Below are 23,136 nucleotides of genomic sequence, written 5' to 3' on the forward strand. Positions count from 1 at the left end.
ATAAAAACAACGCCGCTGTACGTTGTACAGCGACGTTGTTGCGATTAATAGAGCGGAGTATTTTCCTTCGAAATATTTTCTACTATTTCCTTGATTCTCTTCAGGAAGCGTCCACATACTAGGCCATCCAACACCCTATGATCGAGGGAAAGACAGAGATTCACCATATCCCTTACAGCTATCATTCCATTATCCATTACAACTGGCCGCTTCACGATGGATTCAACCTGGAGAATAGCAGCTTGAGGGTAGTTAATGATACCCATTGACTGAACTGAGCCAAAGGATCCGGTATTGTTGACCGTAAATGTTCCGCCTTGCATATCTTCAGAACGCAATTTTCCTGAACGCACTTTACCAGCTAGCTCTGTGATTTCACGTGCAATGCCTTTAATAGTCTTCTCGTCCGCATGCTTGATAACAGGAACGAAAAGCGCATCATCTGTTGCAACAGCGATTGAAATGTTGATGTCCTTTTTCCGGATGATATTTTCGCCTGCCCACATGCTGTTGATTTCAGGGAATTCTTTAAGCGCTTGAGCTATTGCTTTTACAAAGAAAGCAAAGAAAGTCAAATTAAAGCCTTCCTTCTTCTTAAATTCAGACTTCAGACTATTCCGATATTCCACAAGATTCGTTGCATCCACCTCAACCATCGTCCAGGCATGCGGGGCTTCATGCTTGCTGCGGAGCATATTGGCTGCAATTGCTTTCCTGACTCCAGTAACAGGAATTTCAACATCACCAGATGCGACTGGGATTGACGGAGCTGCTTGTAGCGTTGGAGTACCAGAGGCGGCTTGCTTTTCCTTTGCTGGTGCTTCCACTTCTGGAACAGCTTTCGTTTCAGGAGCGCTTTGCGGAATGTTACCCGAGTCAATGATCTTTTGCAAATCCTTTCTAGTAATACGTCCCTCTGTCCCTGTTCCCGTCACTAAAGAGAGATCAATTCCATGTTCCTGTGACATTTTTAATACTGCTGGAGAGTAGCGTGCTTTCCCTCTTTCTACCGCAGGGGAAGGAACTTGTTTGTCACCTAATCCTGCTGCCTCTGCAGGAACCTTTGTTTCTTTTTCCTCACCTGTTGCTTTTTCTTCCGCATTGCTGCTACCTGGGGTTTCTGTACCCCCTTCTGTCTCTATCGTCAGAATAACTTCACCGACAGCAAGTGTATCACCTTCGCCTGCAATCAATTCCTTAATGGTACCGGAAAAAGATGATGGTACCTCTGCATTTACCTTATCTGTCATCACTTCTGCAAGTGGATCATATTTATTTACCTTATCCCCAGGGGATACAAGCCATTTGCTAATTGTACCCTCTGTAACACTTTCACCAAGCTGGGGCATTGTAATCTGTTGTATAGCCAATGTATGGACCTCCTTCTTCTTTTTCCGCTATTCGTGTTATCAACCTCTGCTAAAACGCAGCAAGCTCCCGCATTTCTTTTTCCACTTTATCAGGGTTGATCATAAAGAATTTCTCCATTGTTGGCGCATACGGCATCGCTGGAACATCAGGACCCGCCAAACGCTTGATTGGTGCGTCGAGATCGAATAAGCAGTTTTCTGCAATGATTGCTGCAACTTCTCCCATGATGCTTCCTTCTTTATTATCTTCCGTCAACAGCAGGACTTTCCCTGTTTTGGAAGCCGCCTCAATAATTGCTGCTTTATCGAGTGGATATACTGTGCGCAAATCAAGGATATGAGCTGAAATCCCGTCCTTTGCCAACCTTTCTGCAGCCTGTAGAGCAAAGTGGACGCAGAGACCGTATGTGATCACAGTGATGTCTTCTCCTTCTCTCTTCACGTCCGCCTTCCCGATTGGCAATACGTAATCATCTTCTGGGACTTCTCCTTTAATCAGGCGGTACGCACGTTTATGCTCAAAGAACAATACCGGATCCTCGTCACGGATTGCCGCTTTCAGCAAACCTTTGACATCATACGGAGTTGATGGCATAACAATCTTTAAACCAGGCTGGTTTGCAAACAATGCTTCAACGGACTGAGAATGGTACAATGCTCCATGAACTCCTCCGCCATAAGGTGCTCTGATGACCATTGGACAGCTCCAGTCATTGTTTGAGCGGTAGCGGATTTTAGCCGCCTCTGAAACGATTTGATTGACAGCAGGCATGATAAAATCTGCAAATTGCATTTCTGCTATCGGGCGCATTCCGTACATTGCTGCACCGATACCGACACCAGCAATCGCTGATTCGGCAAGCGGTGTATCAATGACACGCTCTTCGCCAAACATGTCATACAATCCATGGGTTGCTTTAAAAACCCCGCCTTTCTTCCCAACGTCCTCACCGAGGACAAACACTTTTGGATCCCGCTCCATTTCCTCGCGGATTGCCATTGTCACAGCATCTATATAAGAAATAACCGCCATGTCCGTTCCCCCTTACTTTTCTGCGTATACGTATTTTAGAGCATGCTCCGCATCTGCGTATGGAGCGTTCTCAGCATAATCTGTCGCTTCGTTAACTTCTTTCATGATTCGATCGTTTATTTCTTTTTCTTTGGCATCATCCATTACCCCTGTTTCTTTCAGGTAAGCACCAAAGGTGATGATTGGATCGTTTGTTTTAGCTTGTGCAACCTCGTCTGGTGCACGATAGCTGCGATCGTCATCATCAGAAGAGTGTGGAGTAAGTCTGTAAGATACTGTTTCAATAAGCGTTGGGCCTTCACCGCGCCTGCCTCTTTCAGCCGCTTCCTTAACAGCTCTGTAAACTTCAAGGGGGTCGTTTCCATCAATGGTAACACCTGGCATACCATAGCCGATTGCACGGTCGGACACATTTTCACACGCAAGCTGCTTTTCAATCGGTACAGAAATAGCATACTTATTATTTTCACACATAAAGATAACCGGAAGCTTGTGAACACCTGCAAAGTTTGCTCCCTCATGGAAATCTCCCTGATTGGAAGAACCCTCTCCAAAGGTGACGAAAGTCACAAGGTCTTTTCCTTCCATCTTTCCAGCAAGCGCAATTCCAACTGCATGCGGAACTTGAGTAGTAACAGGAGAAGAACCTGTTGCAATTCGATTCTTTTTCTGGCCGAAATGGCCTGGCATCTGACGTCCGCCAGAGTTAGGATCTTCTGCCTTCGCAAATGCGGATAGCATTAGTTCCCGCGTCGTCATTCCGAAAGATAGAACGACTCCCATATCCCGATAATATGGCAGGACATAGTCTTTTTCCTTATTGAGGGCATATGCAGCTCCAACTTGTGCCGCTTCTTGCCCTTGGCATGAAATAACAAAAGGAATTTTTCCAGCCCGGTTCAGCAGCCACATACGCTCATCAATCCGACGTGCCAGAAGCATTGTTTCATAAATTTCAAGGACTTGGTCATCGCTGAGACCAAGTTTAGCGTGGCGGTTTTCTGCCATTCTATTTACCTCCCGTAAAGAATGTTGGCTAAACTGTTTTTCTAAAATTAGGAATGGATAGCGAGACCATCTACAGCTAGTGCTGCTTCTCCGATTGCTTCAGAAAGAGTTGGATGCGGATGAATGGTATGTGCTACTTCCCAAGGTGTTGCATCAAGAACTTTCGCCAATCCTGCTTCGGATATCATGTCAGTAACATGAGGGCCAATCATATGAACTCCAAGAATATCATTTGTTGCTTTATCTGCGATGATCTTTACAAAACCATCAGATTCCCCAAAGACAAGGGCTTTGCCAATTGCCCGGAAAGAGAACTTTCCAGTCTTGATATCATATCCTTTTTCTTTTGCCTCCTCTTCTGTCATCCCTACCCCTGCTGCTTCCGGGGAACTGTAAATGCATTTAGAAACAAGAGAATAATCAATTGGGGAAACATCTTTTCCAGCAATATGCTCTACGGCAGTAATTCCTTCATGGGAAGCGACATGTGCAAGCTGGAGTCCGCCGATACAATCGCCGATCGCATAAATATGTGATTCTTTCGTCTGGAAAAACTCATTTGTTACAACGAAGCCATTTTCCTTAACGATATCAGTATTTTCCAAACCGATTCCTTCTACATTAGCCTGCCTTCCTACAGAGACCAACAGTTTTTCCGCATGGAATTCCTGCTTTCCTCCTTTAACCTCCGCGCTTATGGTTACGCCTTCGCCTTTTTCCAAGGTATCCGGAAGCACCTTAGCCCCAGTGATGATTTTCACACCTTTTTTCTTCATTAGACGCTGCATTTCACGGGAAATGTCTTTGTCTTCTGTCGGTATGATCCTGTCCCCATACTCAATGACGGTAACCTCTGTCCCAAAGTCTGAAAGCATGGAAGCCCACTCAATCCCGATGACACCACCACCAACTATGATGATTGATTTCGGCACCTCTTCCATTTCAAGAGCTTCATCCGATGTCATTACATATGTTCCATCAACATCGAGACCAGGTAAAGACCTGGGCCTTGAACCAGTTGCCACGATAACGTTCTTTGGAATCAGCATTTCATTTTCTTCACGGTTGTTCATCTCAACCGAAATAGTCCCAGGCATTGGAGAGAATATTGATGGTCCGAGAATCCGCCCGAGACCCTCGTAAACATCAATTTTGCCTTGCTTCATCAGGTGCTGTACTCCTTTATGAAGCTGATCAACAATTTTGCTTTTTCTTTCCTGTACTTTTGAAAAGTCCAGTCCGACATTCCCTGTCATGACACCGAACTCCTCACCGCGCTTAGCTGTGGAGTATACTTCAGCACTTCTAAGCAAAGCCTTGCTCGGGATGCACCCTTTATGTAGACACGTACCTCCAAGCTTTCCTTTTTCGACGATAGCAGTCTTTAAACCTAATTGTGATGCTCTGATTGCAGCAACATATCCCCCAGTGCCGCCTCCAAGAATCACCAAATCATATTCATGAGCCATGATGTTACCTCCTTTATTCGTCTCTCTTTCATCGCTTTCCAGGGTATTCCTTCGCGTCTTCTTCCCCACGCAATACCCTCAAGCTGCCTTCCGCCAGTGCCTGTAACTCATTTTCTCCAGGATGAACGATGACATCGGCGATCCAGTTTACTCTCTCCGAAATTTCCTGGACAAATCCTTTGCCATAAGCAAGTCCGCCTGTCAGGATAATCGCATCTACCTTTCCAAACAGTACTGCACTTGCCGATCCAATCTCCTTTGCAGTCTGATATGCCATAGCTGAATAGACGAGCTTTGCTTTCTTGTTTCCTTTTTCAATCATCTGCTCGACTTTAATGGCGTCATTAGTACCAAGATAGCCGACAAGTCCTCCCTGACCAACGAGTTTCTTCATGATTTCTTCGCGGTAAAACTCGCCGGAAAAGCACAAGCTTACCAAGTCCCCCGCCGGGACAGTGCCAGCACGTTCCGGACTAAAAGGTCCATCGCCATGAAGTCCATTGTTCACATCAATTACTTTGCCCTGTTGGTGGGCCCCAACGGTGATTCCTCCGCCAAGATGCGCAACGATAAGATTGATTTCCTCATATCTTTTCCCAAGCTCTTTTGCCACTCTTCGTGCAACTGCTTTCTGGTTCAGCGCATGGAAAATGCTCTTTCTCTCGATCAGGGAGAAGCCTGATATCCTTGCAAGCGGCTCCAATTCATCCACCACAACAGGGTCGACGATGAATGCAGGAATATTCAGGCCAATGGCTATTTCATACGCAAGGATGCCCCCCAAATTGGAAGCATGCTGGCCTGCAAAACCTGCTCGAAGGTCATCAAGCATACTGTCATTAACGCTGTATGTTCCACCCTCTATCGGTCGCAGGAGTCCCCCGCGACCGCAAACTGCGTCAAGCCGGGAAATATTGATTCCCTCTTCATCCAGCGTTTCAAGAATAGTTTTTTTTCTGAACTCATATTGGTCATTAATTCTCTCAAAGGAATTAATCGTGTCAGCGTCATGCCTGATTGTCTTTTCAAAAACAGAAAATTCGTTATCAAAAACGCCAATCTTAGTTGATGTAGAACCCGGATTGATAACTAAAATTCGATACTCCGATTGCTGCAAAGCCTAAACCTCCAATTATGTGTAAAAGCAAACCAAAATTTTCTTTTAGTAATCCTTCTTCTTTGTAAACAGCAGGAGGCGCCGGATGGCCATCCAGCGCTCCCGCAATTATCATCTTAACGTCTGCTCAAAATATGGTGACCATCCCGCAGGAATTGGCTTCTGGAGTTACGCATTCTCTCGATGCGCTCTTCTACCATCCTATCTGCAGCTTTGTAAGTAGGGATTCCATCACGTTTTCCAATTTCAATGACTTTTTGGATATTGTCATAGATTTGCTCTACTTTCTTCAAAGCACGCTCGCGATTATAGCCATAAAGCTCATCAGCAACGTTAATAACGCCACCTGCATTGATTACATAGTCAGGAGCATAAACAATCCCCATCTCATGGATTTGATCACCATGTGTCGTTTCTTTCAACTGATTATTAGCAGCTCCAGCAATCACTTTCGCCTTGATTTGAGGAATGGTTTCGTCATTGATTACAGCACCAAGAGCACACGGTGCATAGATATCACATTCCACACTATAGATTTCGTTCGGATCAACAGCTTTTGCACCGAATTCTTCAACGGCTCTTTGTACCGCTTCCTTATTAATATCTGTAACAATGAGACTAGCACCTTCTTCATGAAGGTGTCGGCATAAATTATAGGCAACATTACCTACGCCCTGTACAGCTATAACCTTTCCTTCAAGGGAGTCAGTTCCAAATGCCTCTTTTGCAGCTGCCTTCATACCGCGGTAAACGCCGTATGCTGTTACTGGGGACGGGTTGCCGGAAGAGCCGAAAGCCGGTGAAATACCTGTAACATAGTCTGTTTCTTCATGGATTAAATCCATATCTGACACAGTTGTACCTACGTCCTCTGCAGTTATGTAACGCCCATTAAGACCTTGAATATAGCGTCCGAATGCACGGAACATCTCTTCATTTTTATCCTTGCGAGGATCACCGATAATGACGGTCTTTCCTCCACCTAAGTTAAGGCCTGCTGCCGCATTTTTGTAAGTCATACCTTTCGCAAGACGAAGCGCATCCTCGATTGCAGCTTCCTCGGATGCATATGTCCACATACGGGTTCCGCCAAGGGCTGGTCCAAGAGTTGTGTCATGAATAGCGATAATCGCTTTCAGTCCAGACTGTTTGTCTTGGCAAAACACTACCTGCTCATAATCATACTTCTCAAGATATTTGAAAATTTCCATGTTCTTCTTCCTCCCCGAATTGTTTTTTATTGTGCAGAACATAGCGCAAGCGCTAATGAATTAACTTTACTTTCGGCTGAATCAGCTCTGGATGTCAGGACAATGGGCGCTGCAGCTCCTGCGATAACAGCCCCGACTTTGGCACCTGCAAAATACATCAGCGATTTATAAAGGATGTTTCCTGCCTCAATATTAGGGACAAGCAAAATATCTGCTTTGCCAGCAACTTCGCCTTTTACACCTTTATGCTCTGCAGCAATGGCAGAAATCGCATTATCGAGCGCAAGCGGTCCATCCACAATGCAGCCTCTGATTTGCCCCCTGCGGTTCATTTGAGTAAGTGCTGCTGCATCAATGGTAACCTGCATGGCAGGATTGATGACTTCAACCGCAGCAAGCGGAGCAACTTTAGGCTTCTCGATTCCAGCAGCTTTCGCTATGCCGACTGTATTAGTAATGATTTGCGCCTTTTGATGCAAATCTGGAGCAATATTCATCGCAGCATCCGTTACGATAATAAGCCGGTCAAAACCGGGGATTTCAAATACTGCTGCATGCGACAGCACATTCCCTGTTCTAAGGCCATGCTCCTTGTGCAAAACTGCTTTCAAAAGGGCTGCTGTTGGTATGTTCCCCTTCATTAATACATCCGCTTCTTTATTCCTCACAGCTTTCACTGCTTTTTCGGCTGCATCACTAGCAGAAAAAGCATGGACGATCGTTAAATCTCCCGTATTGATTCCAGGATGATTTTTTTCCAGAAGTTTGCTGATTTCCGTTTCGCTACCGAACAGAAGAAACTCTGCCATGCCTCTTTCGATTGAAGAAGCAACCGCTTCCAAGACCTCCTGATCTTCCGCAGCCGCCACAGCGACCTTCTTCTTTCTATTCTGGGCTGCTTTTTCGGAAAGATTTTCGAGCTTCATGTAATACACCCCATTCCCTTCTCCATAAAAAATGCTGGATGCACTAATCTATATTGCAAGAAGCGTGCCAACTCACAAAACTTGTAAACGCTTTACTTTTTTCGCTAAGCATCTGCATTTTTCTGCACTATGTGCAATTAATTGCGTGCAATTTTATTCAAGTTGGTGCTTTTCCAGTTTATAATAAAGGCTTCTAACTGAAATTCCCAATGCTTTAGCAGTTGCTGTTTTGTTTTTGTTATACTTCAAGAGCGTTCTTTGAAGTATTTTTGCTTCCTCTGCATCAAGCTGGCTCGCAAGCGAGCTATCGGACTCAGGGAACGCTTCTTGCCCGCCAGTATCCTGCTTGTCTTTCGGCCGAAGATCCGGAAGGTGCGGAAGAGTAATAACCGTTTCGGTATAATTCATGAAAATAATCGCCCTACCTAGTACATTCTCGAGTTCCCTTACATTTCCCGGCCAGTCGTAATCCATCAGCTTCTTTTCCGCATCCGGGGTTACTCCTTCAATATTTCTTCCATAATCCTGATTGATTTTCTGGATGAGCCTTTCGCAAAGAGCCGGGATATCCTCCTTCCTTCTTCGAAGCGGCGGGATATGAATCGGCATTCTATTCAAACGATAGTACAAATCTTCCCTGAATGACCCATTAGCGATCCCTTTTTCAAGGTTCACGTTTGTTGCAGCAATGACACGGACGTTAATTGGAATTGGCTTGGTGCCGCCAACCCTCGTGATCTCATTCTCTTGCAAGACCCTGAGCAGCTTCGCCTGGGTGTTGGAAGGAAGCTCTCCAATCTCATCTAAAAAAATACTGCCATTATGTGCCTCTTCAAAAAAGCCTCGTTTTCCACCCCGCTTCGCTCCAGAAAAAGCACCTTCCTCATAGCCAAAAAGTTCGCTTTCAAGCAAAGACTCGGAAATCGCTGCGCAGTTCACACGGATAAACTTATTGTATTTTCGATCGCTTGCATTATGGATAGCATGGCCGAAAAGCTCTTTTCCTGTTCCAGACTCTCCCCTTAGCAAAATAGTAGCAGGTGTTTTAGCCCCAAGCTTTGCCTGTTCGATTGCAATTGTCATTTCTTCCGAACCGCCAATAATATCTTGAAAGCTATATTTCGCTTCAAGCGTCCGGATGATTTGCCTTGCTCTGTTCAATTCTCTGCTAAGGCTTTTGATTTCAGACATATCATGGATTACCCCAACGCTTCCTTTCAGCTTTCCATCCACAATAATAGGGGCAACATTCACAATGACTTCTTTCTTATTAGGTCCTACCCTCATGGCAACACCACGCACAGGTCTCCTTGTTTGAAGGACCTTCATATGCATGCTTTCGCCTTCATATATATCCGCAGTTGCAGGCTTACCGATCACTTCTTGTTCCGACAGCCCTGTTATTCGAGAATAGGCTTTATTAATCAGGATTCCTTTCCCATCTTCATCCACTACAGAAACAGCTTCTTCACTCGACTGGATAATTGCTTGAAGGAGGGTTTGGATTTCCTTCAAATTTGTAATTTCTTCCGCCAAGTTCACTACTTCTGTTATATCTTTAAAAACAGAGAAAGCCCCAATTATCGCTCCATCATCGTCGATGATCGGTATTCGGGTAGCAATGATTTTCGAACCATCCGGCAGGACGAGTTCCTGGTTTGTTTCCGTTCTCCCGGACGCAATTACCATCGGAAGTCTGCTAGAAGGAATGACATCCAATATATTCCTTCCAATCGCTTCTTCCTGTGCAATGCCGATTATTTTTTCCGCTGCCCGGTTATACAGAATGATTTCACCATCATTGCTAACTACAATCATTCCGTCTCCGGTAGAATTGAAAATTAAGTCATGCTTGTGCGTTTCATTTTTGAGCATTTTGATTAGCCGCACTTTTTCTTCCATCATGCTTGCCATCAATAAAGCTACGCTGCTTGGTATAATTGCTGCATCCTTTCCGCGGACAGCCCTCAGCTCCTGAAAGACACGGTCATCATCAGTCACTTCAATGATAAAATCAAAATTCTCTTCGTTATACTTCCGCCAATCGCTGCCTGTCCTAATCCCAAGCTGCTTGGCGAGAATAAATCCCGGTGCTTGAGGATTCGTATCGATGATGACACCTATTTCGGCAGTTTCTTTCAGCATTTCTAATATCAGGCTTCCTCCCTTGCCCGCACCAACAATCATGATCCTCTGCATAAATTCCCTCCCTCTCCTCGGAAATTTTTTTCACAGTTCTTCCAAGAAGTCTGCAACTTTCTTCATATTCATTTTAGCTTTTTTCATTTTCCTTGACAAATTTCACGAATGTTTTATCATACTCCTGAGAGTATAAATTTGAAGGGATCTAACCTTATGAGTAGAATTATTGCCCTAATTATTATGCTAATTCCCGGCGCTCTTGCCGCATATGGGATTAAGCTAATGCGCGATATGGTCTTCGGGATAATGCAGCCACCTTTTTCGCACCTCACCTTACAGTTTCTAGCTGGACTTATCCTTTTTCTCGCTGGATTAGGATTTATTGCTGGATTTGTCCTTTATAGGGACCGAAAAAGGAACAAAGTACAGGCACGCTTCCGGCTGCCAAAAGATAAGGTGGAAAAAAGGCCGTGACTGGCAGTCACGGCCTTTTTTCTACTATTTTATTTCTTTTCTGATTGCCACTCCTTTGGCAGGGTCATCAGTAATGATTGCACTGCAGCCCCTTCGAATGAAACGTTCCATTGCCGCTTCTTTGTTTACAGTATAAGGCCTTAACCTAATTCCTGAACGCTTTGAAGCATCAATGATGTCGTCCTGCAGGGTCCGATGATGGGGATGGAATCCTTTCGCCCTGATCGAGGCAGCATATATCCAAGGCATATATATTCCATCCGTTAAGAGGGGAGCTGTCTCGATATTTGGAGCAAGCTGATGAAAGCGGACGATGCTATAATGGTTGAAGGATGAAATGATGATTCTATTCTCCAAGTTCCGCTGTCTGATAAGCAATGCCACTTTCTCTTCCATGCCTTCATAAGGAAAAATACCGTTTTTCAATTCAATATTGCAGACGAGTGCGGTTTCTGCCAACCATTCCAACACTTCTTCCAGGAGAGGGATTCTTTCACTTTTTGGTAAATCCCCGAATTTGTATCTCGCATCAAGCTTTCTCAATTGTGATGCGGAATAATCTCGTACATATCCAGTTCCATTCGTAGTCCTGTCCACTTTTTCATCATGAATAACGACCAATTCACCATCGTTTGTCATTTGAACATCCAATTCTATCCCATCAGCCCTTGCCTTTTCTGCCTCCTGAAAAGATATCATTGTATTTTCCGGATAAGCTGCAGCATATCCTCTATGAGCAAAAATTTCTGTCATATCCTCACACCCCATCACACCATTTTCCTGAACAAATGAACCATTCTATGTAATTCTATTCAGAACTCCTTTATCCATACCCTCATTTTACACAGCAAACACACAATAGGGTAGGGATATAAAGAAAACTCTGCTGTTACCCAGCAGAGCTAACTGATTCACTATAACAGCCTGCAAGCATGGCAATATTTCCCCATCGGTAATGCTCACACTAAATGAAAAAATCCTCGTCTGTAAAATAAAAGGCGAGGACTTTTTTATCTTCGTATGAAGTTAGAAACGCAACATAGTTATCTGCCTAATCACAGATCCTAACCCTTTCAAGAAGCTTTATGCTCGAGTCTCAATTTATCAGCAACCATCGCGATAAATTCAGAATTAGTTGGCTTTGCTTTTGTCATTGAGACTGTATAGCCGAAAAGTGAAGAAATGGAGTCAATGTTACCCCTGCTCCACGCCACCTCGATTGCATGTCGGATGGCTCTCTCCACGCGGCTGGCAGTCGTATTATACTTTTTAGCAATGTCTGGATAAAGGACCTTCGTAATCGAACCGAGCAACTCAATATCAGAGTAGACCATCGAAATGGCCTCTCGAAGATAAAGATACCCTTTAATATGTGCCGGAACGCCTATCTCATGGATGATGCTTGTAATGCTGGCATCAAGATTTCTAGGTTTCTGATCCGATTGGGATGGGCGGTATCCAGGAGTAGACGGTTTTCTTGCAGACACTTTTGCTTTTCCACTTACCTGACGAATATGACTGCCCAGGTTTTCCATATCAAAAGGTTTCAAGATAAAGTAGGATGCACCGAGTTCCACTGCTTTCTTCGTCACATCTTCCTGTCCAAATGCTGTAAGCATGATAACATTTGGAAATGATCCATTTCCAGGCTCTCTAAGCTTTTCAAGTACAGCCAAACCGTCCAAATGAGGCATGATAATATCCAGCAGCAGGACATCAGGTTCCGTTTCCTGCATCATCTCAAGGCAATCCTGTCCATTATGCGCAATCCCGGCAACCTCCATATCTTCCTGGGAGGATACATATTCCTCTAAGAGACCCACCAATTCTCGGTTATCATCAACGATGCAAACTTTAATCTTATCCAATTCCCTGTTCCTCCTCATCCCAATTTCACTATATTTCTTGTCACATTCTATTCTAAAGGACAAATTCGACAATGCAACAGAAAATCCTTTTATATTTTAATTTTTCTTAAAAATAACCCAAAATCTCTATTTTGCTTTAATTATCTCTTAAATTCGACTTATTTTGCAATTTGACAAAATTCCCTGCAGGTAATTGTCGAATTATTTTCTTTATAAAAGTTAAAAGAAGGCCAAAAGGCCCTCTTTTAACTTGCTTTATTTTCCAATTTCCCGTAAATATCTATTCCTGCCTCATTTAACATCCATTCTATATGAACCCCATATCCACTTGTCGGGTCATTTACAAAAACATGAGTGACTGCCCCAACCAGTTTTCCATTTTGAATGATTGGGCTTCCACTCATTCCTTGTACGATCCCGCCTGTTTTCTCAAGCAATCTTGGGTCTGTGACCTTGATGACCATACCCTTTGTTGCAGGAAACTTTTGTGGAATGGTGCTGACAATTTCAATATCGAACAGCTTCACTTCATCTTCTGAGACAACAGTCAAAATTTTCGCAGGTCCTTCTTTTACCTGATGAGATAGAGCGATTGGCATCGGTTTGTCATAAACCCCATTTTCTATATTCCTGTTAAGTGCTCCAAAGATGCCAAATGGACTGTTTCGCTTGATGTTACCGATTACTTCCCTGTCAGATGAAAAACGAGCAAGTTTCTCACCTGGGTTTCCATCTGCGCCTTTTTCAATGGAAGTTACTGTCGATCGAACTATTTGTCCGTTTTCCACTACTACGGGTTTCTTTGTATCCATGTCTGAAATAACATGTCCAAGGGCACCATATTTCTTCGTCTCTGGATGGAAGAATGTCATGGTACCAATGCCAGCAGCAGAATCCCTTATATAAAGGCCCAGTTTGAAACCGCTATCCTGCTTGTCCTTCTCAGGTTTCAGCTTTGTATTGAAATTTCCGCTGTCACGTTTGACGACGACATCCAGGGCACTTCCATCTTCTCCGGCTTGTTGAACGAATGGTGCAACATCAGCCATTTTATCAATTTTCTTTCCGTTGATGGATGTAATAATGTCGCCAACCTTTATTCCAGCACTTTCTCCCGGAGACACTGTCCTTTCCACCCCTTCCACCTGGTGATGTCCAACTACAAGAACACCAACAGTATGGAGCTTTACGCCTATGGATTGTCCTCCTGGTATGACTTTAAAATCTTTCAGGACATTGACATCCACCTTTTTAACAGGGAATCCAGCAAGTTCAAGGACAACTTCGTCTTTGCCAAACCTGCTCCCTTCCAATTTCATCGCATTCTCAGCCTGTTGTATTTTAACTTTTTCATCTGCATTTCCGGTCACACCCGCATATGCAGCAACACTATTTTCTATCTCAAAGTTCTGGCCTTCAAACAAAGTGACCTTTTCAGGGAGAGCAATGTACTCCTGTACCGGTCTGGAGAATCCAATAGAAATTAATGAAACAAGGAGAATTCCACCAATTAAACGCCTGAGAAATTCTATTTTCAATCTTTTCACTCTCCTCGCTTCTAGTCCACACATGCTTTTTAAAAATGGCTACACGTATAACTTTGCCTTGATAAAAGCCATTTATAACCCTAAACAAATAAAAAACCTACCCGATTATGGATAGGTTTGTCATTGTCGAATAATGAATAAGAAAAAGGTCCAGGGAAAAGAGCTATTTACTAGGCAATTTTGTCGTTCTTGCAAGCTGGAGAAGCTCTTCTGCATGTTTCCTCGTGAGATCAGTGATTTCGACCCCTGAAATCATTCGCCCAATTTCTCTTATTTTTTCTTCTTGTGACAAAGGAGTCAGCGACGTTTTCGTTCGTCCATTTTTAATTTTTTTACTGATATACAAGTGGGTATCAGCCATTGCTGCAACTTGCGGTAAATGAGAAATACAAAGCACTTGGGAACTTGCTGCGACCTTGAATATCTTCTCCGCAATAGCTTGTGCTACCCTTCCGCTCACACCAGTATCCACTTCATCAAAGATAATAGATGTCACTCCCTGATGCTTGGAGAATATACTCTTAAGTGCAAGCATAATCCTCGAAAGCTCGCCGCCAGAGGCAATTTTCGATAGTGGCTTCAACGGTTCGCCCGGATTGGTGGACAAGTAGAATGACACTTCATCCCCCCCGCTTTTATAGAATACTCCTTCTTCGGAAGAGAACCTCACTTCGAAGACAGTCTTGTCCATATATAAATCCCTTAGCTCCCGGTGAATCAAATCAGTCAGCTTTTTTGCCCATTTCTTTCTGGCTGACGAAAGGTTTTCCGCTTCAATCTTCAGGTCCTTCTTAAGGGAAACAAGCTCTTTTTCAATTTGGTCAATATGGACTTCTTTATTCTGAATCGTTTCGATTTCCTCCTCGATTGCTGAAGCATACTCGAGAATCTCTTCTATGGTGCGACCATATTTCCGTTTAAGTCCATTCATTTCATTGAGACGCTCTTCAATTTCATTCAAACGTCCTGGATCGAACTCCAGCCCATCCAGCTCACTGCGGAGTGACCGGGCACAGTCCTCGAGTTGATAGTAACAGTTCGCGATCGTTTCATATAAGTCCTTGTATACTTGATCCGCTTCTGAAGCACTCTCAAGGCTTTCCATCACCATACCAATCCAATCAAGACCCTTTTGGTCTCCCTGCAAGGCATTGTATCCAGTATGTATGGACTCGAAAATTTTTTCAAAATTGTTGAGTTTTCTTTTTTCCTCTGCCAGCTCGCTGTCTTCTGAAATTTTTAACTGTGCTGACTGAATTTCGCTGAGTTGGAATTTAATCAAATCGAGCCTGTGAGCCATCTGCTGTTCGTTTTCGCTTAAGTTCTTTAGTTTTTTTAACGTCTGTTCAAATGCACGGTATACATTTTGATACTCTGAAAGAGCTGGTGTGATTTCTGAAGCGCCAAACTGATCGAGCAAATTAATATGCCTTGTTTCATCCATCAATTCCTGGTGTTCATGCTGCCCATGGATATCAATCAAGCTTGATCCTATTTCCCTAAGCACTGCAATAGTCACCAATTTTCCGTTCACCCTGCATACACTTTTGCCGGATTTGGATATATCGCGCCGGAGAACAATCATGCCTTCTTCAACGTCAATACCAAATTCCTTCGCTCGTGTGCAGCAAGGATGACTAGTCCCTTCAATGTAAAACAAACCTTCAATTTCTGCTTTTTCCTCTCCATGGCGTACGAATTCCGCAGAGCCTCTTCCGCCAACCAGAAGATGGACAGCGTCGATGATGATGGACTTACCTGCGCCGGTTTCACCAGTCAGAACAGTCAAACCTTTTTGAAAGGATACAGACAGCGCCTCGATAATGGCAAAATTCCGGATAGATAATTCACTAAGCAAATACCGTCACCTCTTTTACAGCATTTCAAGAAATCGTGCCGAAATAACTTGGGTATCTTCATCATTGCGACAAATAATGAGGATCGTATCATCCCCGCAAATGGTTCCGAGTATTTCTTCCCAATCAAGGTTGTCAAGAAGTGCTCCAATTGCGTTCGCATTACCCGGCATCGTTTTCATTACAAGAAGATGCCCAGCATGATCAAGCCGAACAAAAGCGTCCATTAGTGCACGTTTAAGTTTTTGCAGCGGATTAAAACGCTGATCCGCAGGAAGACTGTATTTGTACCTTCCATCAATGAGCGGAACTTTTACAAGATGCAGTTCTTTGATATCCCTGGAAACCGTTGCCTGGGTTACATTGAATCCAGCTTCCTTCAATTTTTCAACAAGTTCGTCCTGTGTTTCGATATCTTGATTTGTAATTAATTCACGAATCTTTATATGTCGCTGACCTTTATTCAAATATATCACCCCTGTAGACATTCAAATCATTTGCTAATAATTTCTTCTCTCTCATATGTTATCCGATTTTTTAGTATTCCACAATCACGACAGGCCAATCTCCATTGCCCTTTCTTTCATATGGACAAAATTCCGACAATACCATGAAAAAAGAACAGGCTAGGCCTATTCTTCGTTTGTAGATTTACTTTTGAGCACTTTATGTGCTTCTTCCACAATTTGTGCAGGAGAAACAGCCAGGGACAACTCCTCTTCTTCTTCTATTCCGCTCCAATAAAGATGAAGAAGAAATTCTATATTTCCGTCACCGCCAGTAATCGGAGAGTAGGAGAGGTTGCGGACAATAAAACCAAGGCTTGTCACCATAGCAATTACTTTTTCCAATACTGCCTCATGCACCTTTTTATCCCTGACGATTCCTTTTTTTCCAACCTGTTCTCGGCCTGCTTCAAATTGCGGCTTTACGAGCGCAACCACATCGCTTCCCGGAACAAGAAGCGTCCGCAAGACAGGGAATATTAGCTTTAAGGATATAAAAGAGACATCAATGGATGCAAAATTCGGAAGCCCCTTGGTAAGTTCAGCGGGTGTTACATAACGGAAGTTGGTGCGTTCCATCACAACAACTCTTTTATCTTGACGCAGCTTCCAAGCAAGCTGATTATAACCAACATCCAATGCATAGGACATTTGGGCTCCATTCTGCAATGCGCAATCGGTGAATCCCCCAGTCGATGCACCAATATCGAGCATCGTTTTCCCTTTTACATCAATGCAAAATTCTTTCAGCGCCTTTTCTAGCTTGTATCCCCCCCTGCTTACATATGGCATAACATCTCCTTTTATCTGCAAAGGGATATCCGCAATCACTTTCTCTCCAGGCTTATCCAGTCTTTCTTCATTTGAATAGACAAGCCCCGCCATAACAGACCTCTTAGCCTTTTCCCTAGTCTCTGCCAGACCGCGTTCCACAAGGAGAACATCGAGCCGCTCTTTTCTTATTTTCATCGCTTACGCCCTTTTTTCTTTTTGCTTTGCTAGTTTTTTTATTTTTAATTTCACTTGCTTCTCCGTCATCCCAATCTCTTCTAGAAGGGAATCGACATTGCCATGTTCAATGAATTTATCTGGGATACCCATTCTGTCAATAATGGCGCCTTCAAAGCCCAGCTCTTGTGCCGTTTCCATGATGAAGCTTCCAAAGCCGCCTTGAAGAACAGCCTCTTCAATTGTAAGGATTGGAAGATTATCCCTTAGGATTTCAGTCAGCATGGCGATGTCTAAAGGTTTTAAGAAGCGGGCATTAATCACTTTAACCGCAATACCTTCCTTTTCCAAGGACGATGCTGCTTCAAGAGCCATCGGAATGGTCGTTCCGAAAGTAAGGATGACTGCGTCTCCACCCTCTCTAAGCACTTCCCATGTCCCAATTGGAATCGGCTCTAATACCTCATCAAGCGGGATCCCATACCCATTCCCTCTGGGAAAGCGCATTGCGATAGGGCCTGCATCATAGCTTAATGCTGTTTTTACCATATGCCTTCCTTCATTTTCATCTTTAGGCATCATTAAAACGAGGTTTGGAAGATGTCTAAGGAAAGCAATATCAAAAACACCCTGGTGAGTTTCACCATCTGCCCCAACAAGCCCCGCTCTATCTACTCCAATGAAAACATTCAAGTTTTGCCTGCAAATATCGTGGACTACTTGATCATAAGCACGTTGCAGGAATGTGGAATAGATAGCCAGGAATGGTTTCATCCCTTGTGTAGCAAGTCCTGCGGCGAATGTTGCTGCATGTTGCTCCGCAATGCCTACATCAAACATCCTGTCAGGAAATTCGCTTGCAAAGCCTTCCAGTTTAGATCCTACAGGCATAGCAGGCGTAATAGCGACAATACGTTCATCTGCTCTCGCAATTTCCCGGACAGTCTCGCTGACAAGCTTGCTCCATGCTGGGGGAGCTCCTGCTGGCTTGATAAAATCACCTGTCTCCATCTTATAAGGCCCTGTTCCGTGCCATGTCCCAATTTTATCGTTTTCCGCCGGAATAAAGCCTTTCCCCTTTTTCGTAATAACATGGAGCATGACAGGTCCGTCCAGTTTCTTTGCATATGTCAGATTCTCAAATAGATCCTCATAATTATGTCCATCCACTGGACCTAGGTAAGTAAATCCTAGTTCCTCAAAAAACATTCCGGAAACAAACAAGTATTTGAAGCTGTCTTTTATTCTCTCAGCGGTAATCGCAAGCTGCTGCCCTACTGCAGGTACTTTCTTCAAAAGCATTTCCAACTCGTCTTTTGCACGATTGTATTTTCCGGCTGATCGCAGTTTTCCTAAAACATTGTGAAGTGCGCCGACATTAGGAGCAATAGACATTTCATTGTCATTCAGGATCACAATCATTTTTTCTTTTTTATGGCCAATATGATTCAGCGCTTCAAGAGCCATGCCTCCTGTAAGGGCTCCATCACCAATGACAGGGATGACATGGGAATCTTCTTTTTTCAGATTCCTTGCGACCGCCATTCCCATCGCGGCTGATAGTGAGGTAGAGCTATGCCCTGTTTCCCAAACATCATGCTCGCTTTCTGTCATCTTCGGGAAACCGCAAAGGCCCTTATACTGCCTGAGCGTTTCGAATTGGCAGGCTCTTCCAGTTAAAATTTTATGAACGTAGGACTGATGGCCAACGTCCCATATTATCTTATCTTTCGGGCTGTTAAAACATCTATGAAGAGCAATAGTCAATTCGACGACTCCAAGGTTTGGGCCGATATGACCTCCCGTCCTTGACAGGTTCTCGATTAAAAATCGTCTTATCTCGCCGCTCAGCGCTTCCAGTTCTTTCATTGAAAGCTGTTTAAGGAAGGCAGGGTCTTTTATTGATAATAGATCCATATCGGACCACTCACTTTCATTTCTGACTTATGGGTTTCATACAAAGCCACACCCATTAATGGAAAAAGAGCCGCTCACTCGTATGTGATAACGGCGTCCGTTATATTCCATTCTCTATATTTTATTACCATTATGATGCACTAAAATCAAAGGTCTGACAAGCTTGAAAGCAGTACAAGTATAACATAAACCTATCGTGTCCTCAACGAAAGGCTTTGATCTCACGATTTCCGATTACCTATTAATTCGGTAATTTCTGATAAAAGTTCTGTTTGTAGGTTTGTGCTGCCAAGTGCCGCTTTCGCCTTCCCTATTTGTTCTTCCAGTGCTTTTTTAGCACCTTCCATTGTAAGCAATGAAGGGTAAGTACTTTTCTTGTTGTTCTTATCACTTCCTACAGGCTTTCCGATTTGCTCTTCTGTACCTTCCAAATCCAAAATATCATCTCGAATCTGAAAGGCTAGGCCAAGGTGCTGTGCAAAAGTGGATAATTGTCTTTTGGTTTCTGAGTCTGCTTGTGCAATGGCCGCTCCAGCCAAAACACTATATTCCAGCAGTCGACCTGTTTTATTTAAGTGAATATATTTCAGTTCCTCCAGAGAGAGGCTTTTCCCCTCCCCTTGCATATCAGCAGTTTGCCCACCGACCATTCCTTCCGCACCTGCTGCATTCGACAAACCCGCAATCAAGCTTAGCTTTATTTCTGCACTGGCGACATCCTCCGGGATATCGGTTATAAGGCGAAAACTGTATGTCAGGAGTGCATCTCCCGCCAAAATCGCTGTTGCATCTCCAAATATGATATGGTTTGTAGGTTTTCCCCTGCGAAGAGCATCATTATCCATACTTGGGAGATCATCGTGAATAAGCGAATAAGTATGTACCATTTCAATTGCTCCAGCGGTTTCAAGACCGATTGCAGGGCTCTTCCCGAAAGCGTCCAGTGTTGCGAATAATAATAGTGGCCGTATTCTTTTACCGCCTGCTTCAAGAGAATATTGCATCGACTCTTTCAAAATGGCAGGAGCAGCAATCTTTTTCACTTGTTCTGATATATACTGTTCCACTAGTTGTTTATACTCGTTTATAAACTGATCACAGCGCTTCGAATCCAAATTCACTCCTCCTCATTGACAATGAACGCAACAGCCTGGCCGTCTTCTGTCAGTACCTGGGTTAGCTGGTTCTCCACATTCTTCAGCTTATCGCTGCATAGCTTCGACAGTTCAACACCCCTTTTGTAATAGGTGATTGCTTCCTCCAAGGGGACATCGCCTTCTTCGAGTTTTGACACAATATCCTCCAATTCCTCCATCGCCTGTTCGAATGTCAGCTTTCTGTCATCCAACACTTTTTAGTCCCCCTTTTCTATATTGGTAACAACACAATCGATTCTCCCATCAGGAAGCCTGATGAAAAGCTTGTCTTTTGTTTTTATTTGCGAAACGGATTTCACCATTTTCCCCTCCTCGCTATAGGAAATGCTGTATCCTCGCTCCATTATTTTTAGCGGGCTTAGCGCGTCAAGGGTCTGGATGGTTGCATTTAGCTTCCCTTGTTTCGTATTCAAAACGGCAACCATAGTTCTGTTCAATTCCTTTAACAGTCTCTCCTGCTTTTCCTCTGCCACTTTTAGCTGAAAAGCTGGATTTGCTTGTACTAACCGCCTTTTTATATTTGAAAGGGAGTTTTCTTTCATTCTAAACATGGTCTCTGAAGCCCGCTTTAAAGAGTCTTCAAGTTTATCCAACTGCTCAAGTTTTTGCTCATACAGACGGCGAGGATAGCGGAAAGCATAGGAACGTGACAGTCGATTGAGACGGTCACGCTGCCGGCCAGTTTTATCCTTCATCGCTCGGAATAGTCTCGCATGGCGGTCCATAGCTCTTTCCATCAATTCTTCGATATGAGGTACAGCAATTTCCGCTGCACCTGTTGGTGTCGGTGCGCGCATGTCGGCCACGAAGTCTGAGATAGTAAAGTCCGTTTCATGGCCAACCGCAGATATGACAGGTACGGAAGAAGCAAATATTGCCCTTGCGACGATTTCTTCATTAAAAGACCATAGTTCCTCGATTGAACCGCCGCCACGTCCAACAATTAATACATCCAAATCGCCAAGGCTGTTTGCTGTTTCAATCGACTTAACAATAGATTTAGCGGCTTGTTCCCCTTGTACAAGAGCTGGGATAATAAGTACATCTGCAATAGGAAATCTCCGATTTATTGTCGTAAGGATATCCCTGATTGCTGCCCCTGTTGGCGAAGTAATGACTCCGACTTTTTGTGGAAATTTAGGAAGGCTTTTTTTATGCTTCATCGAGAACAAACCTTCTTGCTCCAATCTTGCTTTCAACTGCTCGTATGCCAAAAACAAATCGCCTACGCCATCGGGTTGCATCTCTTTAACATAAACCTGGTAGTTTCCACTAGGTTCGTAAATAGTGATATCTCCCTTGATAAGGATTTTCATCCCATTTTCCGGACGGAATTTCAATGATTTGTTAAAGCTTGAGAACATGACAGAAAGAATTCTCGCTCGTTCGTCCTTAAGGGTAAAATACATATGACCACTCGAATGTTGTTTAAAATTTGAGATTTCCCCTTTTATGTAAACATCCTGTAGATGAGGATCTCGGTCAAATTTTCTTTTTATGTATTTCGTTAAGGCACTGATGGTCAAATATTGTTGTCTATCATTCATGGATACCTCACCTCTTTCCTGCCACCACAAAGCAGCATCCCTGATAATCAACAAAAGCCCGTATCCCCTTTGCTTCACCTAGGCCGGCTGCCTTTCTGGCTATTGGCTTTGGCAAGGTGGCATGGGGATACGGGCAGGCGCATTTAAGACATTTAAAGCGTTGCGGTTTTTTCGGCTGCCTTACGCGCCGACTTCAGTGTATTGAACATGAGCATAGTGATGGTCATTGGCCCTACACCACCCGGTACAGGTGTTATGTAGCCAGCAACCTCTTTTACTTCGGCATATTCAACATCGCCGCATAATTTTCCTTCTTCGTCCCGATTCATTCCGACATCGATGACAACTGCTCCTGGTTTGACAAGGTCTTTTGTAACCATGTTCGTTTTGCCGACAGCAGATACAATAATATCAGCATCGAGTGTGAATTTTTTCAGATCCTTCGTTCTTGAATGGCAATAGGTTACAGTGGCATTCTCATTCAGCAACAGTTGGCCCATCGGTTTTCCGACGATATTGCTCCGCCCAATGACCACAGCGTGCTTTCCTGTCAATTCAATACCTGCTTCCTGAAGCATCACCATAATTCCAAATGGGGTACATGGTAGGAAAGCATCCTGTCCCGTCATCATTCTTCCGGCGTTTACAGGATGAAAACCATCCACGTCCTTATCAGGAGAAATCGCTTCGATTACCCTTTTTTCGTTGATATGGCCAGGCAATGGCAGCTGTACAAGAATACCGTGAATACGATCATCCTTGTTCAACTCTTGAATTTTCTCAAGCAATTCATCCTCACTAAGGCTAGCAGGATATTTAGCTAAGACTGAATGCATCCCAAGTTCATGGCATGCTCTTTCCTTGCTTCCTACATATACTTTTGATGCTTGGTTATCCCCTACAAGAATTACCGCGAGGCCAGGGGTAATACCCAGGGACTTTAGCTGTTCCACCTCGGCAGCAATTTCTTCCCTCTTTTTCTTCGCAATAAGTTTACCGTCAATGATTTTTGCTGTCACCCTAATTCCCCCGTCTCCCTG

At 43.8% G+C, this 23,136-nt stretch carries 20 protein-coding genes; 1 reads left to right on the forward strand and 19 read right to left on the reverse strand.

From position 1 onward, the window contains the following. Positions 1–44: 44 nt before the first annotated feature. The 8 genes from BQ5796_RS09810 to BQ5796_RS09845 form a co-directional block, all read right to left on the reverse strand. Positions 45–1,370 (reverse strand): dihydrolipoamide acetyltransferase family protein, encoded by a 1,326-nt coding sequence (locus BQ5796_RS09810; protein WP_071460067.1) that lies wholly within the window; start codon positions 1,368–1,370, stop codon positions 45–47. 49 nt (positions 1,371–1,419) lie between these two features. Continuing rightward, positions 1,420–2,403: an alpha-ketoacid dehydrogenase subunit beta gene (locus tag BQ5796_RS09815; RefSeq protein ID WP_071460068.1), complete on the reverse strand. Its 984-nt coding sequence runs from the start codon at positions 2,401–2,403 to the stop codon at positions 1,420–1,422. 12 nt (positions 2,404–2,415) lie between these two features. After that, on the reverse strand, positions 2,416–3,411 hold the full coding sequence (locus BQ5796_RS09820) for a thiamine pyrophosphate-dependent dehydrogenase E1 component subunit alpha (RefSeq protein ID WP_071460069.1): 996 nt from the start codon (positions 3,409–3,411) through the stop codon (positions 2,416–2,418). 47 nt (positions 3,412–3,458) lie between these two features. Continuing rightward, positions 3,459–4,880, reverse strand: a complete 1,422-nt coding sequence (lpdA, locus tag BQ5796_RS09825; protein ID WP_071460070.1) for a dihydrolipoyl dehydrogenase — start codon at positions 4,878–4,880, stop codon at positions 3,459–3,461. A 28-nt stretch (positions 4,881–4,908) separates the two neighbouring features. Continuing rightward, on the reverse strand, positions 4,909–5,997 hold the full coding sequence (buk, locus tag BQ5796_RS09830; protein WP_071460071.1) for a butyrate kinase: 1,089 nt from the start codon (positions 5,995–5,997) through the stop codon (positions 4,909–4,911). A 116-nt stretch (positions 5,998–6,113) separates the two neighbouring features. Then, positions 6,114–7,208: a branched-chain amino acid dehydrogenase gene (gene bcd / locus BQ5796_RS09835; protein WP_071460072.1), complete on the reverse strand. Its 1,095-nt coding sequence runs from the start codon at positions 7,206–7,208 to the stop codon at positions 6,114–6,116. Between the two features lie 26 nt (positions 7,209–7,234). After that, positions 7,235–8,134 (reverse strand): phosphate butyryltransferase, encoded by a 900-nt coding sequence (gene yqiS / locus BQ5796_RS09840; protein ID WP_071460073.1) that lies wholly within the window; start codon positions 8,132–8,134, stop codon positions 7,235–7,237. Between the two features lie 153 nt (positions 8,135–8,287). Further along, positions 8,288–10,333 (reverse strand): sigma-54 interaction domain-containing protein, encoded by a 2,046-nt coding sequence (locus tag BQ5796_RS09845; protein ID WP_071460074.1) that lies wholly within the window; start codon positions 10,331–10,333, stop codon positions 8,288–8,290. A 156-nt stretch (positions 10,334–10,489) separates the two neighbouring features. On the opposite strand from BQ5796_RS09845, the gene BQ5796_RS09850 reads away from it, so the two are divergent. Next, a complete protein-coding gene (locus BQ5796_RS09850) occupies positions 10,490–10,750 on the forward strand; it encodes a DUF2627 domain-containing protein (RefSeq protein WP_071460075.1) in 261 nt (86 codons plus the stop codon). A 24-nt stretch (positions 10,751–10,774) separates the two neighbouring features. On the opposite strand, the gene BQ5796_RS09855 is transcribed toward BQ5796_RS09850, so the two are convergent. The 11 genes from BQ5796_RS09855 to folD form a co-directional block, all read right to left on the reverse strand. Next, entirely contained in the window at positions 10,775–11,503 is a 729-nt protein-coding gene (locus BQ5796_RS09855; RefSeq protein WP_071461247.1) for a glycerophosphodiester phosphodiesterase, read from the reverse strand. A gap of 320 nt (positions 11,504–11,823) precedes the next feature. After that, the gene (gene spo0A / locus BQ5796_RS09860; protein WP_071460076.1) at positions 11,824–12,618 is read right to left on the reverse strand and encodes a sporulation transcription factor Spo0A; all 795 of its coding nucleotides are present in this window, start codon (positions 12,616–12,618) and stop codon (positions 11,824–11,826) included. Positions 12,619–12,863: 245 nt separating this feature from the next. Beyond that, positions 12,864–14,189 (reverse strand): SpoIVB peptidase, encoded by a 1,326-nt coding sequence (spoIVB, locus tag BQ5796_RS09865; protein WP_071460077.1) that lies wholly within the window; start codon positions 14,187–14,189, stop codon positions 12,864–12,866. 139 nt (positions 14,190–14,328) lie between these two features. Next, the gene (gene recN, locus BQ5796_RS09870; protein WP_071460078.1) at positions 14,329–16,023 is read right to left on the reverse strand and encodes a DNA repair protein RecN; all 1,695 of its coding nucleotides are present in this window, start codon (positions 16,021–16,023) and stop codon (positions 14,329–14,331) included. A gap of 15 nt (positions 16,024–16,038) precedes the next feature. Continuing rightward, positions 16,039–16,488, reverse strand: a complete 450-nt coding sequence (gene ahrC / locus BQ5796_RS09875; RefSeq protein WP_071460079.1) for a transcriptional regulator AhrC/ArgR — start codon at positions 16,486–16,488, stop codon at positions 16,039–16,041. Positions 16,489–16,653: 165 nt separating this feature from the next. Beyond that, positions 16,654–17,496 carry a TlyA family RNA methyltransferase gene (locus BQ5796_RS09880; protein ID WP_071460080.1) on the reverse strand — a complete coding sequence of 281 codons (843 nt, stop codon included), beginning with the start codon at positions 17,494–17,496 and terminating at the stop codon, positions 16,654–16,656. Positions 17,497–17,499: 3 nt separating this feature from the next. Further along, positions 17,500–19,392 (reverse strand): 1-deoxy-D-xylulose-5-phosphate synthase, encoded by a 1,893-nt coding sequence (dxs, locus tag BQ5796_RS09885; RefSeq protein WP_071460081.1) that lies wholly within the window; start codon positions 19,390–19,392, stop codon positions 17,500–17,502. A 221-nt stretch (positions 19,393–19,613) separates the two neighbouring features. After that, complete coding sequence (locus BQ5796_RS09890; RefSeq protein ID WP_200792876.1) at positions 19,614–20,507, reverse strand: polyprenyl synthetase family protein; 894 nt, start codon at positions 20,505–20,507, stop codon at positions 19,614–19,616. 2 nt (positions 20,508–20,509) lie between these two features. Next, complete coding sequence (gene xseB, locus BQ5796_RS09895; RefSeq protein ID WP_071460082.1) at positions 20,510–20,743, reverse strand: exodeoxyribonuclease VII small subunit; 234 nt, start codon at positions 20,741–20,743, stop codon at positions 20,510–20,512. A 3-nt stretch (positions 20,744–20,746) separates the two neighbouring features. Next, a complete protein-coding gene (gene xseA, locus BQ5796_RS09900) occupies positions 20,747–22,096 on the reverse strand; it encodes an exodeoxyribonuclease VII large subunit (RefSeq protein ID WP_071461249.1) in 1,350 nt (449 codons plus the stop codon). A gap of 152 nt (positions 22,097–22,248) precedes the next feature. Next, positions 22,249–23,115, reverse strand: a complete 867-nt coding sequence (folD, locus tag BQ5796_RS09905; protein WP_071460083.1) for a bifunctional methylenetetrahydrofolate dehydrogenase/methenyltetrahydrofolate cyclohydrolase FolD — start codon at positions 23,113–23,115, stop codon at positions 22,249–22,251. Between the last annotated feature and the right edge of the window lie 21 nt (positions 23,116–23,136).

It is taken from the genome of Bacillus massilinigeriensis (assembly GCF_900111815.1).
In the GTDB taxonomy this organism is placed as follows: Bacteria; Bacillota; Bacilli; order Bacillales; family Cytobacillaceae; genus Mesobacillus_C; species Mesobacillus_C mediterraneensis.

Coding starts and splice junctions, on each gene's coding strand:
- BQ5796_RS09820 (WP_071460069.1), bottom strand. CDS start 3,411: ATGGCAGAAAACCGCCACGCTAAACTTGGTCTCAGCGATGACCAAGTC.
- yqiS (WP_071460073.1), bottom strand. CDS start 8,134: ATGAAGCTCGAAAATCTTTCCGAAAAAGCAGCCCAGAATAGAAAGAAG.
- lpdA (WP_071460070.1), bottom strand. CDS start 4,880: ATGGCTCATGAATATGATTTGGTGATTCTTGGAGGCGGCACTGGGGGA.
- BQ5796_RS09855 (WP_071461247.1), bottom strand. CDS start 11,503: ATGACAGAAATTTTTGCTCATAGAGGATATGCTGCAGCTTATCCGGAA.
- BQ5796_RS09845 (WP_071460074.1), bottom strand. CDS start 10,333: ATGCAGAGGATCATGATTGTTGGTGCGGGCAAGGGAGGAAGCCTGATA.
- BQ5796_RS09850 (WP_071460075.1), top strand. CDS start 10,490: ATGAGTAGAATTATTGCCCTAATTATTATGCTAATTCCCGGCGCTCTT.
- BQ5796_RS09880 (WP_071460080.1), bottom strand. CDS start 17,496: ATGAAAATAAGAAAAGAGCGGCTCGATGTTCTCCTTGTGGAACGCGGT.
- spoIVB (WP_071460077.1), bottom strand. CDS start 14,189: ATGTGTGGACTAGAAGCGAGGAGAGTGAAAAGATTGAAAATAGAATTT.
- bcd (WP_071460072.1), bottom strand. CDS start 7,208: ATGGAAATTTTCAAATATCTTGAGAAGTATGATTATGAGCAGGTAGTG.
- dxs (WP_071460081.1), bottom strand. CDS start 19,392: ATGGATCTATTATCAATAAAAGACCCTGCCTTCCTTAAACAGCTTTCA.
- xseA (WP_071461249.1), bottom strand. CDS start 22,096: ATGAATGATAGACAACAATATTTGACCATCAGTGCCTTAACGAAATAC.
- BQ5796_RS09815 (WP_071460068.1), bottom strand. CDS start 2,403: ATGGCGGTTATTTCTTATATAGATGCTGTGACAATGGCAATCCGCGAG.